This is a genomic window from Bradyrhizobium sp. WSM471 (genome assembly GCF_000244915.1).
In the GTDB taxonomy this organism is placed as follows: domain Bacteria; phylum Pseudomonadota; class Alphaproteobacteria; order Rhizobiales; family Xanthobacteraceae; genus Bradyrhizobium.
Map to the genome: position 1 here is coordinate 170362 of NZ_CM001442.1, position 15502 is coordinate 185863.

The 15502-nt window shown below is 63.8% G+C and carries 18 protein-coding genes and 1 tRNA gene; 9 read left to right on the forward strand and 10 right to left on the reverse strand.

Features of this window, described 5'->3' with window-relative positions; genetic code table 11:
• Positions 1-11: 11 nt before the first annotated feature.
• The 4 genes from lptB to BRA471DRAFT_RS00775 all read right to left on the reverse strand — a co-directional run bounded on the left by lptB (position 12) and on the right by BRA471DRAFT_RS00775 (position 3490).
• Positions 12-1022, reverse strand: coding sequence for an LPS export ABC transporter ATP-binding protein (lptB, locus tag BRA471DRAFT_RS00760; RefSeq protein WP_007603961.1), 1011 nt, complete (start codon positions 1020-1022; stop codon positions 12-14).
• Positions 1023-1286: 264 nt separating this feature from the next.
• Entirely contained in the window at positions 1287-1997 is a 711-nt protein-coding gene (locus BRA471DRAFT_RS00765; RefSeq protein ID WP_007603962.1) for an LptA/OstA family protein, read from the reverse strand.
• Positions 1998-2002: 5 nt separating this feature from the next.
• Positions 2003-2731: an LPS export ABC transporter periplasmic protein LptC gene (gene lptC, locus BRA471DRAFT_RS00770; RefSeq protein ID WP_007603963.1), complete on the reverse strand. Its 729-nt coding sequence runs from the start codon at positions 2729-2731 to the stop codon at positions 2003-2005.
• Between the two features lie 144 nt (positions 2732-2875).
• Entirely contained in the window at positions 2876-3490 is a 615-nt protein-coding gene (locus BRA471DRAFT_RS00775) for a ribonuclease D (RefSeq protein WP_007603964.1), read from the reverse strand.
• A gap of 729 nt (positions 3491-4219) precedes the next feature.
• Here BRA471DRAFT_RS00775 and BRA471DRAFT_RS00780 point away from each other — a divergent pair.
• Entirely contained in the window at positions 4220-4681 is a 462-nt protein-coding gene (locus tag BRA471DRAFT_RS00780; protein ID WP_231171013.1) for a lysozyme inhibitor LprI family protein, read from the forward strand.
• A 169-nt stretch (positions 4682-4850) separates the two neighbouring features.
• Here the strand turns inward: BRA471DRAFT_RS00780 and BRA471DRAFT_RS00785 are convergent.
• Positions 4851-4937 (reverse strand) — tRNA-Leu (locus BRA471DRAFT_RS00785).
• Positions 4938-5100: 163 nt separating this feature from the next.
• Between BRA471DRAFT_RS00785 and BRA471DRAFT_RS00790 the strand changes: the two genes are divergently transcribed.
• The gene (locus BRA471DRAFT_RS00790; protein ID WP_007603966.1) at positions 5101-6066 is read left to right on the forward strand and encodes a complex I NDUFA9 subunit family protein; all 966 of its coding nucleotides are present in this window, start codon (positions 5101-5103) and stop codon (positions 6064-6066) included.
• Between the two features lie 100 nt (positions 6067-6166).
• Here the strand turns inward: BRA471DRAFT_RS00790 and BRA471DRAFT_RS00795 are convergent, their stop codons facing one another.
• Positions 6167-6973 carry an undecaprenyl-diphosphate phosphatase gene (locus BRA471DRAFT_RS00795; RefSeq protein WP_007603967.1) on the reverse strand — a complete coding sequence of 269 codons (807 nt, stop codon included), beginning with the start codon at positions 6971-6973 and terminating at the stop codon, positions 6167-6169.
• Between the two features lie 170 nt (positions 6974-7143).
• On the opposite strand from BRA471DRAFT_RS00795, the gene BRA471DRAFT_RS00800 reads away from it, so the two are divergent.
• From BRA471DRAFT_RS00800 to BRA471DRAFT_RS00810, 3 genes are all read left to right on the forward strand, one after another.
• On the forward strand, positions 7144-7836 hold the full coding sequence (locus tag BRA471DRAFT_RS00800; RefSeq protein WP_007598553.1) for a glutathione S-transferase family protein: 693 nt from the start codon (positions 7144-7146) through the stop codon (positions 7834-7836).
• Complete coding sequence (gene queG, locus BRA471DRAFT_RS00805; protein WP_007603968.1) at positions 7785-8975, forward strand: tRNA epoxyqueuosine(34) reductase QueG; 1191 nt, start codon at positions 7785-7787, stop codon at positions 8973-8975. Before BRA471DRAFT_RS00800 ends, queG begins: the two co-directional genes overlap by 52 nt.
• A 199-nt stretch (positions 8976-9174) precedes the next feature.
• Positions 9175-9972: an acyl-CoA thioesterase domain-containing protein gene (locus tag BRA471DRAFT_RS00810; protein ID WP_007603971.1), complete on the forward strand. Its 798-nt coding sequence runs from the start codon at positions 9175-9177 to the stop codon at positions 9970-9972.
• A gap of 16 nt (positions 9973-9988) precedes the next feature.
• Here BRA471DRAFT_RS00810 and BRA471DRAFT_RS00815 read toward each other — a convergent pair whose 3' ends face one another.
• Positions 9989-10453, reverse strand: coding sequence for a nuclear transport factor 2 family protein (locus tag BRA471DRAFT_RS00815; protein WP_007603972.1), 465 nt, complete (start codon positions 10451-10453; stop codon positions 9989-9991).
• Positions 10454-10617: 164 nt separating this feature from the next.
• A complete protein-coding gene (locus BRA471DRAFT_RS00820; RefSeq protein WP_007603973.1) occupies positions 10618-11454 on the reverse strand; it encodes a carboxylesterase in 837 nt (278 codons plus the stop codon).
• A gap of 249 nt (positions 11455-11703) precedes the next feature.
• On the opposite strand from BRA471DRAFT_RS00820, the gene infC reads away from it, so the two are divergent.
• Positions 11704-12243: a translation initiation factor IF-3 gene (gene infC, locus BRA471DRAFT_RS00825; protein WP_085349942.1), complete on the forward strand. Its 540-nt coding sequence runs from the start codon at positions 11704-11706 to the stop codon at positions 12241-12243.
• A gap of 91 nt (positions 12244-12334) precedes the next feature.
• Here the strand turns inward: infC and BRA471DRAFT_RS00830 are convergent, their stop codons facing one another.
• Positions 12335-12733 (reverse strand): hypothetical protein, encoded by a 399-nt coding sequence (locus tag BRA471DRAFT_RS00830; RefSeq protein WP_007603974.1) that lies wholly within the window; start codon positions 12731-12733, stop codon positions 12335-12337.
• Between the two features lie 270 nt (positions 12734-13003).
• Between BRA471DRAFT_RS00830 and rpmI the strand changes: the two genes are divergently transcribed.
• Complete coding sequence (gene rpmI / locus BRA471DRAFT_RS00835; protein WP_007598540.1) at positions 13004-13204, forward strand: 50S ribosomal protein L35; 201 nt, start codon at positions 13004-13006, stop codon at positions 13202-13204.
• Between the two features lie 81 nt (positions 13205-13285).
• Entirely contained in the window at positions 13286-13645 is a 360-nt protein-coding gene (rplT, locus tag BRA471DRAFT_RS00840; protein ID WP_007598538.1) for a 50S ribosomal protein L20, read from the forward strand.
• 3 nt (positions 13646-13648) lie between these two features.
• Here rplT and BRA471DRAFT_RS00845 read toward each other — a convergent pair whose 3' ends face one another.
• Positions 13649-13969 (reverse strand): hypothetical protein, encoded by a 321-nt coding sequence (locus BRA471DRAFT_RS00845; protein ID WP_371258298.1) that lies wholly within the window; start codon positions 13967-13969, stop codon positions 13649-13651.
• A 240-nt stretch (positions 13970-14209) separates the two neighbouring features.
• Here BRA471DRAFT_RS00845 and pheS point away from each other — a divergent pair, with 240 nt between their 5' ends.
• Complete coding sequence (gene pheS, locus BRA471DRAFT_RS00850; protein ID WP_007603976.1) at positions 14210-15292, forward strand: phenylalanine--tRNA ligase subunit alpha; 1083 nt, start codon at positions 14210-14212, stop codon at positions 15290-15292.
• Positions 15293-15502: the final 210 nt, after the last annotated feature.

The following is a 15502-nucleotide window of genomic DNA, read 5'->3' on the forward strand; positions in this document are numbered from 1 at the left end:
CGAAAAACGGGCTAGAGGCGGAATTCCTCGCCAAGGTAAAGGCGGCGCACGTCCGGATCGGCGACGATCTCATCCGGGCTGCCCTCGGTCAGGATTTCACCGGCATAGACGATGTAGGCGCGATCGGTAAGGCCGAGCGTCTCGCGCACATTGTGGTCGGTGATCAGCACGCCGATGCCGCGGTTGGTGAGGTGGCGGACGAGGTCCTGGATGTCGCCGACCGCGATCGGATCGATGCCGGCAAAGGGCTCGTCGAGCAGCATGTAGTTCGGACGCGTCGCCAGCGCACGCGCAATCTCGACGCGCCGCCGCTCACCGCCGGACAGCGCGATCGACGGCGATTTCCGCAGGCGCGTGATGTTGAATTCGTCGAGCAGCGAGTCGAGCTGCTGCTCGCGCTTCTTGCGCGAGGGCTCGACCACTTCGAGCACGGCGCGAATGTTCTGCTCGACGGTGAGGCCGCGGAAGATCGAGGCTTCCTGCGGCAAATAGCCGATCCCGAGCCGCGCGCGCTGATACATCGGCAGCTTGGTGACGTCGTGGCCGTCGAGCTCGATCGCGCCGCGATCGGCCTTGATCAGGCCGGTGATCATGTAGAACACGGTGGTCTTGCCGGCGCCGTTGGGGCCGAGTAGGCCGACCGCTTCGCCGCGGCGCACATAGATGCTGACGCCGCGCACGACCTGGCGGCTGCCAAAGCTCTTTTCCACGCTATGCACAGCCAGGAAGCCCGGGCGCTTCAAGAGCTGAGGCCCGCTGGCGCCGTTGGGCCTGCCGGCAGCCCTGACGGGATGAACCGCCTGGGCCCGAGGCTGCTCGGCCTGATAGTCGCCTTGATAGTCCCCTTGGAACTGATCGGGCGCATGCATCGGCTGGTTACGGGCGATCGGCGGCGCGTCCCTGACCGGGCTGGCCACGAGACCACCGACGCTGTCACCGAGCGCGGTGATGTCCTGGCGCGCAAATCCTGGCCGGCCGCGTTTGGCGGGGCGCCGACGGAACATGCTGAAGAGATCGACCATCCCCGCCTTCTAGCCTTTCGCGACGATCCTGCGCGGTCTTCGCGCGATCTGCCGCGCCGGCCTCAGGATTCGCCGACGCAGCATGAATGAAGGGATGTCTCATGCCCAGTGAAACACGCCCGAAAAGCGGCGAACCCCGCTCGAAAGCCCTTCGCGTAGATACAGTCTCGGCGGGCAAGCTTCAACCTCGGATCGGGCGTGATCAACCCAAGCACCTGGAATCGCTCTTCAAATTTACTTTGGCGGACTTGGGCTTACGTTGATTTATTTGGGCTTGGTTGCGCCAGGCAATTGCAGAGGTCCCGCGCCGGGCTTGCCCGCGCCGCCGGATCCGCAATCATTGCCGCCGCCCTGGGGCAGCAGCGCCTGCACACGGCCGCTGTCGGATTCCACACGCGACACGCCGGTGGTCATGTCGACCGCCAGACGGTCGCCACGCAGCACGTTCTTGCACTGCGTCAAGACGACGCCGCCGAGCATGGTGATGAGATTGGTCCTGGTGTCGAACACGGCGGTCTCGCCCGTCACCACCTGGTCCTTCTGAGTGACGACGACATTGCCGCGCGCCTCCAGCCGCTTGATCGAGGAGTTCCCACCCGGCCCCGGCGTCGCCGACTGCATCGGCGCACCCTTTGCCGTCTTCGCCGCAGGCTGCGGCGTGGCCGGCTTGTCGCCGCCCGAATCGTAAAACACCACCAGCGTCTTCGAGGTCATGGTGGTGTCGCCCTGAATGACCTTCACATTGCCGGAGAAGGTCGCTTCCTTTTTCTTGTCGCGCATCTCGAGCGAAGCGGCTTCGATCTGGATCGGCTGATCGCGGTTCTGCGAGAAGCCCTGCATCGCGTTGGGGACGCCTTGCATCGTGCTCTGTGCGATGGCCGCACCCGTCGCGATCAGTGCGATGCCGACGGCGAGCGCGGCCGCACCAGGGATGACGCGCCGCTTGTCATTGTTGCGCGGAAAAAACCTGATCATGAAAATCACTTTGAATTGGCGGACTTGTTCTGGGGCGTACGTGTCTTCGCTGGCGACGCGGGCTCGGCCGGCGCAGGCTGAGCGGCGGCAGGGTCGTCCAGCTTGTCGAGGTGCATCACCACATTGCCTTCGAAGCGGATGACGTCTCCGCCCTCCGTGATCCGCAGCCGATCGGCGGTCAGCGTTCCGTTGGTCAGCTTGACGTCGACATGCTCGTCCGAGGAGACCGTGCCCTTGCCCATGTCGACGAAGGCCGAGTTCAGTCGCGCCTCGTAGCCGCTCGAGGTGCGCAGGAAGATGTCCTTGTGCAGGTCGAGCTGCTGCTGCTTGTTGTCGAACCGCCCAGTGCGGGCATCGAGGAACAGCGTCGATTGATCTTCCATCAGCACCTTCGCGCGCAGATCGTGGAGATCGACATGATCGGGATCGGTGATGTCCTGGGTCGCGGTCTTGGCCCAGAGCTCATAGGGCCGCTGATCCGGCGTGAAGCCGGACATATGCGGCGATTCCATCGTGATCTTGGTGCCTGTCACCACGAGATTTCCGGAGTCGAGCTTCACGGGAATCTGGAAGGGGTTGAAAATGGTCGAGATGAGGACGAGCAGACCCATTGCCGCAGCTACTGTCGCCGGCACCGCGATGCGCAGAATCCGCACCAGGCGGCTGTGGCGCGCCGCGCTGGCGAACTTCGCCGCAAGCGCGGCATCATAGGTGACATTATGGGCCGAATTCACCTGGGCTCCTGAGGTGTCGCTCGCCTTGTCCGGCTGGCGGGCGCCCCATTGTAGCCGGCAACGCCAGAATATGCAGCCAGCGACAGGCCGTTACGAAAGTGTCTGAAACGGGGCGACCGCCCCACCTGGCCGCCACCCGAAACGCTAGGAATGCGCGAAAATGTCCTCTTCGGCCCAGCCCTGGAGATCGAGCAAAGCGCGGGTCGGCAGGAAATCGAAACAGGCTTTGGCCAGCGCCGTGCGGCCTTCCCGCACCAGCATGGCATCGAGCCGCTCGCGCAAGCCGTGCAGATGCAGCACGTCGGAGGCGGCGTAGGCGAGCTGCGGCTCGGTCAGGCTGTCGGAACCCCAATCGCTCGATTGCTGCTGCTTGGAGAGGTCGACATTGAGCACCTCGCGCACGAGGTCCTTGAGGCCATGGCGGTCGGTATAGGTGCGGATCAGGCGGGAGGCGATCTTGGTGCAGTAGATCGGCCCGGTCATGACACCAAACGTCTGGTACAGCACCGCGACGTCGAACCGCGCAAAGTGGAAGATTTTCGTGTTGGCGGGATTGGCCAAAAGGGCCTTCAGGTTCGGCGCGTCGGTGTGACCCTTCGGGATCTGCACCACGTCTGCGCTGCCGTCGCCGGGCGAGAGCTGCACCACGCAGAGCCGGTCGCGATGCGGGTTCAAGCCCATGGTCTCGGTGTCGATCGCCACCGCGCCGGTGTAGCGGGACAGATCGGGCAGGTCGCCGCGGTGCAGGCGTACGGTCATGGCGTTTCAAACCTCAGTCGAATCGATGCGCCTAGCAGGCTAATCCCCGGGACAGACGCTGGCGAGGGCCGGCCGCGATGTATCCGCTGGCAGCCGCCGGCGCAAGCATCCGGCGCGGCTGGCCATACAGAGCCGCGGCGCTACTCGTCATTACCGTTCGTCATTGTGTTTTGGTTCGCTAGCCAAACCGGATTGCGGCCTGACGTAAACGGTCTCGTAAGCGCCGGTGTATTGCTCGCGCCAGCCTCGCCGCTCCACCTTGCACGCGGACTCGCCGACGCAGGCCGGACCAGGCCGGGCTCTGACGTGTTCGATCCGCTCGAAGCCGGACTGGCGGTCCAGACGGACGGCAAGTGATCCTCACCGTCACCGCTGAGGCAGAGGCCGTGCGTGCCTTGACCGGTCCCGCCGTCATTATTCGTCAGCGTAGCTCCTGTTCCACATTCAGGTGAACCAACGCTGGGCCTTCGATGACCAAAGTTGCATGTATCACCTATTGGTCGAAAATCTCGTGAGTCAGGTCAAGGCGCATTCAAAGGCATTGATTGGAGAGGGCGTAGCCGAAGCCGCATACCCCCTCGTTTTCCCTTCGCACTCGCCGTCCGGCCCTTTCGCCACAGCCGCCGGTCTACCGTCTCGCTGAGCTTCGTGCGCTCGCAGTGGTATTGTGTTCCCTATTTTCGATGCGCCGAACGGAGATCTCCAATGAAGCTCAAACTTGCCGCCGCGATGCTCGCCGCAAGCCTCCCGCTCGCATCGATGGCTTTCGCCCAAGGCACCGCGCCAGCCGACCTTGCGGTGATCGATGGCTGCCTGAAGACCGCGGAGAAAACCGGCGGTTTCGGCGGCGCGTGCGTCGGGCTCGTCGCCGACCCCTGCATCAAGGCGGCAAAGGGCGCGAATGACGACGTCGCCAAATGGAAAGCCTGCGCGGCGCGCGAACTCGCCATTTGGACGCAGAAAACCAGTGAGGCGCTAAAGAAGGTTCAGGCCGGCGGGTTCGCCGACGTGATCCAGGCGGTCAATGACTCGCAGAAAACTTTCGCCGCGTCGCGTGATCGCTTCTGCGCGGCCTTCGACAAAGTCGAGCCCGGCATGTACCCGGGCGACGCGAGCTACTGCCGCCTGCGCGAGACCGCGAACCGCTCGCTGAGCCTGATCAAGCTAGGCGCTGCGGTCAACGAGCACTGAGATGCCTGAGCGACTGAAGCCAGCCGCCTCCAGATCGCCTGCGATCCGAGCCGCCCCGACGAGCGATGTAGGCCATTCGGTACGCCATGAGCGCCGTGCCTCGGTTTTGTGTACCGGTCAGCAGCTCAAATTCCCTGCAAAAGCGGATTTCAATCGCTTGAGTAGGAGGTGGTGCCCAGGAAAGGACTCGAACCTTCACGGCCGTTAAGCCACTGGCACCTGAAGCCAGCGCGTCTACCAATTCCACCACCTGGGCATGCCGGTTAGGCACGGAGGCGGTTACTACGGTTCGGTGACGCGGTTGTCAATTCATGCTTGAACCCCGTTTCGGGATGCGGATTGCGCATCGCAAACCGGCCCGATACAAGCCTGACGAGACGCACTCATCCCGCAGGATATGGACCCCAGGAATGGATCCCATGGCATCGAATCTGGACACGCTCGTCACGGTTTTCGGCGGATCGGGGTTTTTGGGCCGGAATGTCGTCCGCGCGCTGTGCCGGCGCGACTACCGGGTCCGGGTCGCGGTGCGGCGGCCGGAGCTGGCCGGGTACCTCCAGCCCTCCGGCAAGGTCGGGCAGGTCCACACCGTGCAGGCGAACGTGCGCTATCCGGCCTCGATCGAGGCGGCGCTGCGTGATTCGCATGTGGTGATCAATCTTGTCGGCATCCTCGCCGAGGGTGGCGCGCAGAGCTTCGATGCCGTTCAGGCCAGGGGCGCCGAGACCATCGCCAAGGCGGCCGCGGCCGCGGGGGCACAGCTGATCCATGTCTCGGCGATCGGCGCCGACGCGGAATCGCCCTCGCGTTATGCCAGGGCCAAGGCGGCCGGCGAAGCGGCGATCATGGCCGCGGTGCCGTCGGCGACGATCTTCCGCCCCTCCGTGATGTTCGGCCCCGAGGACCAGTTCACCAATCGCTTCGCGGCGCTGGCGCGGATGTTACCAGTGCTGCCGCTGATCGGCGCCGACACCAGGATGCAGCCGGTCTATGTCGGCGACGTCGCCACCGCGGTCGCGGATGCCGTCGACGGCAAGGCCAAGGCGGGCGCAACCTACGAGCTCGGCGGCCCGGAAGTGCTGACCATGCGCGAGATCATCGAGGCCATTCTCGAGATCGCCGATCGCAAGCCGATGCTGCTGCCGCTGCCGTTTGGTCTCGCCCGCTTCAAAGCCAACTTCCTGCAATTCGCGCCGGGCGCGCTGAAGTTGACGCCGGACCAGGTCACGCTGCTCGCGCGCGACAATGTCGTGTCGGATGCGGCGAAGGCCGCTGGGCTAACACTGGAAGGCCTCGGAATCGCGCCCGACTCGCTTGAAGCGATCGCCCCGCAATATCTCTGGCGCTTCCGCGCCGCCGGGCAATTCCAGCGCAAGAGCGCGTAGGTTTTTTTACCTCTCCCCGCAAGAACGGGGCGAGGGAGTGACCGCAGCCGCGGCCTTAGTGCGAATTTCCGCTTCTTAGCGCGTCGACCTCTTCAGAAGTTTACCGCCCCAGCGCCAGCGCGATCAGGCCGAGCGTGCCGACGATCACGCGCCACCAGGCGAACACCACGAAGCCGTGGCGGGTGACGTATTCCAGGAACGTCTTTACCACGATGATCGCGGTGACGAACGACACCACGAAGCCGATCGCGACGATGCCCATGTGGTCCATCGTCATCTCGGAGCGGTTCTTGTAGAAATCGTAGGCGAACGCGCCGATCATGGTGGGGATGGCGAGGAAGAACGAGAACTCCGCCGCCGCGCGCTTGTCGGCCCCGAGCAGCATGGCGGAGACAATGGTTGCGCCGGAGCGCGACACGCCCGGGATCATTGCCAGACACTGCGCGATACCGATGTAAAGATACATCAGCAGCGGAAACCGGGTGGCGTCGTGCTCGCGCGCCTTGAGATCGAGCTTGTCGACCCAGAGCAGGATGGCGCCGCCGACGATCAGCGAGAAGCACACCACCCACGGATTGAACAGCATGCTCTTGATGTATTTGCCGGCGACAAGACCGACGACGACAGCAGGCAGGAACGCCACCAGCACGCCGATCACGAAGCGGCGTGCATAGGCGTCGCCCGTGAACATGCCGATCGCGACGTCCCACAATTTCTTGAAATACAACACGACGATTGCGAGGATCGCGCCGAGCTGGATCAGGACCGTAAACGAATCCCAGAACGCGCCTTCGCCGAGATGGAAGAAGCGCTCCGCGAGCAGCAAATGGCCGGTCGAGGACACGGGAAGGAACTCGGTCACACCCTCGATGATGCCGAGGATCACTGCCCGGATTGCATCTGACATATTTACGGTCCATTTCGGCGGGAAAAGCGGGGCTCTTCTCGCCCATCCGCTCCCTTGCTGCAATCGCAAAATGCGGCGTCGCGCCCTTGCTTCGCGGTTTTGAATGACTAGTGTGGCGCCGCACAAAACATTGATGGATTCTTAAGCACCATCACATAGTCAAAGGCTTCATGTTTACGCTGTTTCATCATCCGTTCTGCCCGCACTCGCGGTTCATCCGCCTGATCGCGGGAGAATACGGGCTTGAGCTGAAGCTGATCGAAGAGCGCAGCTGGGAGCGGCGCGAAGCGTTTCTGCTGCTCAATGCGGCGGGCACGACGCCCGTCCTGGTGGACGACGAGCAGCCGCCGATCCCGGGCGCGGCGATCGTCGCCGAATATGTCGACGAGGCCTATGGCTCCGAGATGGGACTGAAGCGCCTCATGCCGGACACGATCGGCGAGCGCGTCGAGGTCCGCCGGCTGATGGCCTGGTTCAACGAAAAGTTCTTCGAGGAAGTCTCCCACCCGCTCGTCACCGAGCGCATCTACAAGCGCTTCATGAGCGAAGACAACGGCGGCGGCCCGCCCTCGGCCGACGTGATGCGCGCCGCCAAGGCAAATGTGCGCTATCATCTGGCCTATATCGGCTGGCTGGCGCAGACGCGTAATTTCCTCGCCGGCGACCGGCTCAGCTACGCGGATCTCGCCGCCGCGGCGCACCTCTCGGCGATCGACTATCTGGGCGACGTGCCATGGAGCGAGGACGACGCGGCAAAGGCCTGGTACGCGCGGGTGAAATCCCGCCCGTCGTTCCGTCCGCTCCTGAGCGAATGGCTGGCCGGCGTGCCGGCGTCACGGACCTACGTGGACCTCGACTTCTGAACTCCGATCCGACCGAACTGAAGACGGCGCTCGCAAACGAGGCACGCGCGCTCGGTTTCGACTGCATCGGCATCACGGAGCCCGGCACGATCGAAAGCGCCGGACAACATTTTCTCGAATTCATCGCGTCCGGCGGCCATGGCGACATGGACTGGCTCGCCGCGCAGCCGGAGCGCCGGGTCGATCCACGCGGGCTGTGGCAGGACGTGCGCAGCGTCATCATGCTCGGCGTCAATTACGGCCCCGACCAGGATCCGCTCGCGATCCTGCAACAGCGCACGCGCGCGGCGATCTCGGTCTATGCGCAAGGCGACGACTATCACGACCTGATCAAGAAGCGCCTGAAGATGCTGGCGCGATGGCTGGTCGCGACCGCAACTTGTGAGGTGAAGCCTTGCGAAGTGAAAGTGTTCGTCGACACCGCGGCCGTGATGGAGAAACCGCTGGCGCAAGCCGCGCATCTGGGCTGGCAGGGCAAGCACACCAATCTGGTCTCGCGCGAATTCGGCTCATGGCTGTTTCTCGGCGCGATCTACACCACGCTGGAGCTGCCGCGCGACGATTCCGAGATCGATCATTGCGGCTCGTGCCGGGCGTGTCTCGACATCTGCCCGACCGCGGCGTTCCCCGCTCCCTACAGGCTCGATGCGCGGCGCTGCATCTCGTATCTCACCATCGAGAACAAGGGACCTATCCCGCGCGAATTTCGCAAAAGCATCGGCAACCGCATCTATGGCTGCGACGATTGCCTCGCCGCCTGTCCCTGGAACAAGTTCGCGCAGGAGGGCCGTGAGGCCAAGCTCGCCGCACGTGACGCTTTGCGCGCGCCAGGTCTCGCCGAGCTCGCGCGGCTCGGCGACGCTGCGTTTCGTGCGCTGTTCACGAAGTCCCCGGTGAAACGCATCGGCCGCGACCGCTTTTTGCGCAACGTGCTGATCGCGATCGGCAACTCCGGCGATGCGGCACTGGCGGACGAGGCGCGGCGATTGCTGGAGGATGAGAGCGCGCTGGTGCGCGGGGCTGCGGTGTGGGCGCTGGCGCAGTTGATGCCTGATGAAGAGTTCGCGGCGTTGAGGACCGAGGCGATTGCTGGCGAGAGCGACGAAAGCGTGCGTGAGGAATGGCGCGCCGCCTCCTAATCCTCCGCTGTCATGCTCCGCGAAAGCGGGGCATCCAGTACGCCGCGGCCTCTCGATTGAACCACAGCCGTCTCGGAGTACTGGATCGCCCGGTCAAGCCGGGCGATGACACCGTTGTTGTGATGAGAGCGCTTCGCGCTCCTCACCATGAGGGTCGGGGACCTTGATTTCCCCACACGTTCCTTCAAGCTCGCCCGTCATGACAAACATGCCTTTCTTCACCCGCGACGGCGACACATTCCACCCGACGGAAGTCGCCAACGGCCCCTGGGATCCGAAATCACTGCACGGACGCGTCATCGTCGGCCTGCTCGGCTTCGCCATCGAGGAACGCCATTCCGGTCCTGAATTCGTGCCGGCGCGGCTGACCGTCGATATGTTTCGGCTGCCGACCATCGACAAGCCGATCGAGGTGACGACACGGCTGGTGCGCGACGGGATGCGCATCCGCGTCGTGGAAGCAGAGTTCTTGTCCGGCGGCGTCGGCATGGCGCGCGCCTCGTGCCAGCTGTTGCGGCGAACGCAAAATCCAGACGGCAATGTCTGGTCGCCGCCGAACTGGGACGTGCCGAAGCCGGCCGACATTCCCAAGCCCACCGATCCCAGGCTCGGCATGAACGGCAAATGGACCACGCGACCGATCGTCGGCCATATGGGCTCGCTCGGGCCACGAAAACTCTGGATGAGCGAGCTGCGCGAGCTGGTCGCGGGCGTGCCGATGACGCCGTTCGTCCATGTCGCCACCGGCGCCGACTTCGCCAGTCCGTTCGCGAACGCCGGCGACAAGGGGCTCGGCTACATCAACAGCGACGTCACGATCTATCTGCACCGCCTGCCGGTGACGAACTGGATCGGCTTCGAGGTGGTGAACCACCATGCCACCGACGGTGTCGCGATCGGCGAATGCTGGCTCTATGACGAGCAGGGCCCGATCGGCACCGCCACGGTCGCGGCGCTGGCGCAGCGCAAGCCGATGGTAAATCCGTCGAAGCGGTAAGGACGCCGAACGACGGCTAACCCAAGTGTCGTTTCATTTCCGGCCGCGCCTTGAGCTCCGCGCCCTGCCTGGCGACGATCTTCGCAATCCGTTCCGGCGCAAACTTCAAATCGACGAACGCCGGCGCGGTGTTGGCGACCTCGTGATAGCTGACGATCCTGCCGTCGCGAAGCGTCATGATCGCCACGCCCTCGAACATCGCCCGCGCGCCATCCGCCTCCGGCAAGGTCGAGCGATAGCTGAACGTGTAGCGCGCATAGAGCGTGGTGCCGTTCGACACCGGGTCGTGCATGTCCCAGCGGAAGTCGGTCGCCGTGCGATAGAACCAATCGTCGATCATCGCGGCGATCTTCTCGCGGCCGGCGAAGGCGCCATAGAACACGTCGTGATAGACGCCGTCCTCGGTGAAGAGATCCGCGAAGGCTTTTCCGTTGCGTTGTTCGACGGCGTCGCAGAAGGCACGCAGCATGGCGGCGGTCATATTTCCTCCAGTGCTTTTTATTGTGCCCTCGCCCCTTGCGGGAGAGGGCAGCTCCGCTCTTTGACACGCATTCACTTGGGTGAGGGGTCTGTCTCCGCGGAAAGAACCCCTCATTCGGCGCTGCGCGCCACCTTCCCCCACAAGGGGGGAAGGAAGACAGCACTTCACCCGATCTCGGCCACGGCGGCAAGAATGCGGGCGATGTCCTGCGGGCGCGAGAGGCGGTGATCGCCGTCCTGGATCATGGTCAGCACGACGTCGTCGGCCGGCAGGCGATGGGTCAGCGTGAACGCATGCTGCCAGGGCACGTCAGGATCCTGCGCACCTTGCAGGATGCGGACGGGACAGCCGAGATCGATGGCGCTGCCGAGCACGAGATGGTTGCGCCCCTCCTCGATCAGATTCCGCGTGATCGGATAGGGCGAGCCGTCGCCATAATCCGACGGTCTCAGCCAAACGCCTTTGGTCTCGATCTCCTTCTTCACCGCGGCCGGAAAATTCTTCCACATCAGCTCCTCGGTGAAATCGGGCGCCGGCGCGATCAGCACCAGGCCCGCCAGCGAGGCTTTGGCTTGCTGTTTCTCTTGCCGCTTTTTGATCTCGAGCGCGAGCAGCAGCGCCATCCAGCCGCCCATGGACGAGCCGATCAGGATTTGCGGGCCGTCGCAGAACCGCTCGAACACCCCGACGCTTTCCTCGAGCCAGCGCCCGATGGTTCCGTCGACGAAATCGCCGCCGGATTCGCCGTGGCCGGAATAATCGAACCTGACCACGGCGCGGCCGTGATCCCTGGCCCATTCGTCCAGCGCGACGGCCTTGCTGCCCTGCATGTCCGATTTGAACCCGCCGAGCCAGACCAGCCCCGGTCCTTGAGCAGATTCTTGACCAGATTCTTGATCAGATTTTTGGGCCGCGCGGCGGCGCACGGCGATCCGGCGCGCGGACGGGCCCTCGCCCACATCGATGAAGTCGAGCACGGCATCGGGAATTGGGTGATTCATGGAACGTTTACTCTGGCTGTGCGGTTTAAGCTGTCCGGACGTGCTCCGCAGCGCAGCCGAACGTCGGCATTTGCCCTTTGGGACGCTTGCGGAACAGAAGCAAGGTGTCTATGTCGGTCTGCGTGCCCCGCCGTGGCCAAAATGCCTCGCATTTGAGGCTTTTTCGACCGCCGCACGAGCGATTGCTTGCCGGCAACCGTATCTTCCTGCAAAATAGCCGCCTCTTTTCATAACTTTGGAGAACCACCCATTCGCCGTCCCAATAAAGCCCCGCCCACTGCCGCCAAAGACGGGCCGCGCATCAATGACGACATTCGCAATGCGCAGATCCAGTTGATCGATCAGACCGGTGACAACAAGGGCACCATCGAGACCGTCGCGGCTATCCGCCTGGCCCAGGAAGCCGGCATGGATCTGGTCGAGATCTCGCCGAACGTCAGCCCTCCCGTCTGCAAGATCATGGACTACGGGAAGTATAAGTATTCCGCGCAGAAGAAAGCCGCCGAAGCCCGCAAGCGGCAGAAGATCGTCGAGATCAAGGAGATCAAGCTCCGCCCGATGATCGACGACCACGATTACGAAGTGAAGATGCGCGCCATGCAGCGGTTCTTCGAAGAGGGCGACAAGGTCAAGATCACCCTGCGCTATCGCGGCCGCGAAATGGCGCACCAGGAGATCGGCACCAAGCTGCTCGACAAGATCAAGACCGACGTCGCCGAGCTCGCCAAGGTCGAGCAGGACGCGCGGTTCGAGGGCCGTCAGGTCGTCATGGTGCTGGCGCCGCGCTGACGCCGATACTTTGAACGAGCGAATTCAACGGCCCGTCCGGATGTCCGGCGGGCCGTTTTGTTTTCTTGGGCACCCGTCCTGTTGGCGATAGTTACGTCCTCGTCGCCTGCCAAGTGCCGCTGCACTGATCGCCGGAGATGATACCCCTCCACGAACCGGCGCCGTTCACGCCAGCGAGCCGGCCGCCGCCGTTCGCATGGGACGCGCCGACCGAGACCTGGACCGCCACGGTACCGCTGCGCTTGACCGTGCCGGAGACCCGGCCACCGCCGGCGGACGACACCCGGCTGCCGGTGACGGTGAAGGGGACGCTGTAGCCGGAGCTGCAATTGCCGCGGGTGGTGGCGAAGGTGACGTTCCAGACGCCGTCATAGCCGCGAGCGTCGGCAGCGGAGGGAAAGGCGGCCGTGGCGAGCACAGCCAATAGCGCCAGGCGGCGCGGACGGGCGACATCGGTCAAAGACGACAGCGACTGGGAAAAATGGGGCATTTTAATCCTGCTCCGGGCGACACGGCCCGGACATGAGGTTAGCAATTCCGAATAGTCGCCGGCTAGGTTCCACCGGTTCATCGTTGCCAATTCGCCCGTCCTCTGTCATAAGCCCAGCCTTCATTGCCCGGCTGATTAAGGGCTGCCGTGGCGGTGTCCGTGCGGGTTTCGCGCTTGTTCGTAAAACCTGAGCACAATCAACGCTCTAACGAGCATTTTGACGGCCAGCCGCCTTCGCGGGCGGATTTCTATGGCCATTAGGAGAGCCAAATGCCCAAGCTGAAGACCAAATCGGGCGCTAAAAAGCGCTTCAAGGTGACTGCCACCGGCAAAGTGATGTTCGCTCATCGCAGCAAGCGTCACGGCATGATCAAGCGGACGAAGAAGCAGATCCGTCAGCTGCGCGGCACCGCCGTGCTGTTCAAGACCGACGGCGACAACGTCAAGAAGTACTTCTTGCCGAACGCCTGATCGCGTCCACGATCATTGCCACCCGCGCCGCAGCTTTCGCGGCGATCCGAACATCAAGTCATCTTTCGAAGGATTTTTGTCATGGCTCGCGTCAAACGCGGTGTGACCGCCCACGCCAAGCACAAGAAAGTCTACAAGGCCGCCAAGGGTTTCCGTGGCCGCCGCAAGAACACGATCCGCACCGCCAAGCCGGCGGTCGAGAAGGCCCTCGTGTATGCCTTCCGTGATCGCAAGCGCAAGAAGCGGACGTTCCGCGCACTCTGGATCCAGCGCATCAACGCTGCCGTGCGTCCGTTCGGCCTGACCTACAGCCGCTTTATCGACGGCATGGCCAAGTCCGGGATCACCGTGGACCGCAAGGTGCTGTCGGATCTCGCGATCAACGAGCCCGCGTCGTTCCAGGCGATCGCCGAGAAGGCCAAAGCCGCTCTGGCGGCCTGAAGCCTAACGGCCGGCTCCGCCGGCCTTCAGCGCGCGTTGCGAGTAGCGCTGGGCGATCTCCGCCCGGCAGAATGCCGTGAATGACAGATACATGGTGCCGGATTTATTCCGGTACTTCCGGTCGCACACGCGCATCTCGCGTTGGTAAGCCTGTTTCCGCGCCATGTTGAGGCCGGGCATGAAGTCCGCCTCGCATTTCTTCTCGACGGCGGCGCCGAGCTGGACATCGCCGCTCGCGGTCAATTGGCAATCCTGAAACACCTTCATCGCGCTTTCGCAGCCCTTCTGGGCATCGATGGTGTCGACGACCTCGTCCAGCGTCATGGATTTCTCCATGCAGACCATGGCGCGCGCTGAGGTACTCGCGACCAAGAGAACGACCGCGAGAGCAGCCAGACAGGATCTTGAGAGCATCGCGAAAGCCTCCTTGAATCCCCTTGGTGCCAGGCCCCCGCGCGAGGTTCAACCCAGCCGCTCGTCAGCCCGAAATGACCGGCTTTTCGCTTGACGTTACGGCCTTCGGGCGGCGACAACCCAGCCGAATTTGGCAGCAGGGATTTGACCGTGTCCGACCTCGCAATGCTCGAAACATCCATCCTCGACCAGGTCGCCGCCGCCGGCGACGAGGCCGCCCTCGAAGCGGTGCGCGTCGCAGCCCTCGGCAAGAAGGGGTCGATCTCGGCACTTCTTGCCACGCTCGGCAAGATGTCGCCGGACGAGCGCAAGACCCAAGGCGCTGCGATCAACCAGGCCAAGGACAAGGTCACCGAGGCACTCGCCGCGCGGCGCGACGTCTTGAAATCGGCGGCGCTCGACGCGCGGCTTGCGTCGGAAACCATCGACGTCACCCTGCCGCTGCGCGATACGCCGGCTGAGGCCGGCCGCATCCATCCGCTGAGTCAGGTCTGGGACGAGCTGACCACGATCTTTGCCGACATGGGATTCTCGGTCGCCGAAGGCCCCGATATCGAGACCGACGACTACAACTTCACCAAGCTGAATTTTCCGGAAGGCCATCCCGCGCGCGAGATGCACGACACCTTCTTCTTCCATCCGAAGGAGGACGGCTCCCGCATGCTGTTGCGCACCCACACCTCGCCGGTGCAGGTGCGCACCATGCTGAGTGAGAAGCCGCCGATCCGCGTGATCTGCCCGGGCCGCACCTATCGCATCGATTCGGATGCGACCCACACGCCGCAATTCCACCAGGTCGAAGGCCTCGTCATCGACAAGCACTCGCATCTCGGCCACCTCAAATGGATCCTGCACGAGTTCTGCAAGGCGTTCTTCGAGGTCGACCACATCAACATGCGCTTCCGGCCCTCGTTCTTCCCGTTCACCGAGCCGTCGCTGGAAGTCGACATCCAGTGCCGCCGCGACAAGGGCGAGATCCGCTTCGGCGAGGGCGAGGACTGGCTCGAGATTCTCGGCTGCGGCATGGTGCATCCAAACGTGCTGCGCGCCTGCGGCATCGATCCCGACGAATACCAGGGTTTTGCCTGGGGCATGGGCATCGACCGCATCGCCATGCTGAAATACGGCATCGCCGATTTGCGCCAGCTGTTCGACAGCGACGTCCGCTGGCTATCCCATTACGGCTTCAAGCCGCTGGAAGTACCGACGCTCGCGGGAGGGCTGAGCTCGTGATGGGCTTGCTCGGACATGACCTTCCGAAGACTCTCTGCGTTCCCTTCGCGGAGAGAACCCTCTCCCTGCCCCTCCCCCGCAAGCGGGGGAGGGAATGGATGGAGCGCGTGCGGGGCGTCCATCTCATGGATACGTATTCTCGCTCCACGCGAGAGGTCGGGCTCCCTCCCCCGCGTGCGGGGGAGGGTTGGGGTGAGGGTGTCTCCTCGA

What these genes read in the sequence shown, in the direction of transcription:
- lptB (WP_007603961.1), bottom strand. Translation starts at nt 1,022, where the DNA reads ATGGTCGATCTCTTCAGCATGTTCCGTCGGCGCCCCGCCAAACGCGGC.
- BRA471DRAFT_RS00765 (WP_007603962.1), bottom strand. Translation starts at nt 1,997, where the DNA reads ATGATCAGGTTTTTTCCGCGCAACAATGACAAGCGGCGCGTCATCCCT.
- BRA471DRAFT_RS00775 (WP_007603964.1), bottom strand. Translation starts at nt 3,490, where the DNA reads ATGACCGTACGCCTGCACCGCGGCGACCTGCCCGATCTGTCCCGCTAC.
- BRA471DRAFT_RS00780 (WP_231171013.1), top strand. Translation starts at nt 4,220, where the DNA reads ATGCTCGCCGCAAGCCTCCCGCTCGCATCGATGGCTTTCGCCCAAGGC.
- BRA471DRAFT_RS00790 (WP_007603966.1), top strand. Translation starts at nt 5,101, where the DNA reads ATGGCATCGAATCTGGACACGCTCGTCACGGTTTTCGGCGGATCGGGG.
- BRA471DRAFT_RS00795 (WP_007603967.1), bottom strand. Translation starts at nt 6,973, where the DNA reads ATGTCAGATGCAATCCGGGCAGTGATCCTCGGCATCATCGAGGGTGTG.
- BRA471DRAFT_RS00800 (WP_007598553.1), top strand. Translation starts at nt 7,144, where the DNA reads ATGTTTACGCTGTTTCATCATCCGTTCTGCCCGCACTCGCGGTTCATC.
- queG (WP_007603968.1), top strand. Translation starts at nt 7,785, where the DNA reads ATGGCTGGCCGGCGTGCCGGCGTCACGGACCTACGTGGACCTCGACTT.
- BRA471DRAFT_RS00810 (WP_007603971.1), top strand. Translation starts at nt 9,175, where the DNA reads ATGACAAACATGCCTTTCTTCACCCGCGACGGCGACACATTCCACCCG.
- BRA471DRAFT_RS00815 (WP_007603972.1), bottom strand. Translation starts at nt 10,453, where the DNA reads ATGACCGCCGCCATGCTGCGTGCCTTCTGCGACGCCGTCGAACAACGC.
- BRA471DRAFT_RS00820 (WP_007603973.1), bottom strand. Translation starts at nt 11,454, where the DNA reads ATGAATCACCCAATTCCCGATGCCGTGCTCGACTTCATCGATGTGGGC.
- BRA471DRAFT_RS00830 (WP_007603974.1), bottom strand. Translation starts at nt 12,733, where the DNA reads ATGCCCCATTTTTCCCAGTCGCTGTCGTCTTTGACCGATGTCGCCCGT.
- rpmI (WP_007598540.1), top strand. Translation starts at nt 13,004, where the DNA reads ATGCCCAAGCTGAAGACCAAATCGGGCGCTAAAAAGCGCTTCAAGGTG.
- rplT (WP_007598538.1), top strand. Translation starts at nt 13,286, where the DNA reads ATGGCTCGCGTCAAACGCGGTGTGACCGCCCACGCCAAGCACAAGAAA.
- BRA471DRAFT_RS00845 (WP_371258298.1), bottom strand. Translation starts at nt 13,969, where the DNA reads ATGACGCTGGACGAGGTCGTCGACACCATCGATGCCCAGAAGGGCTGC.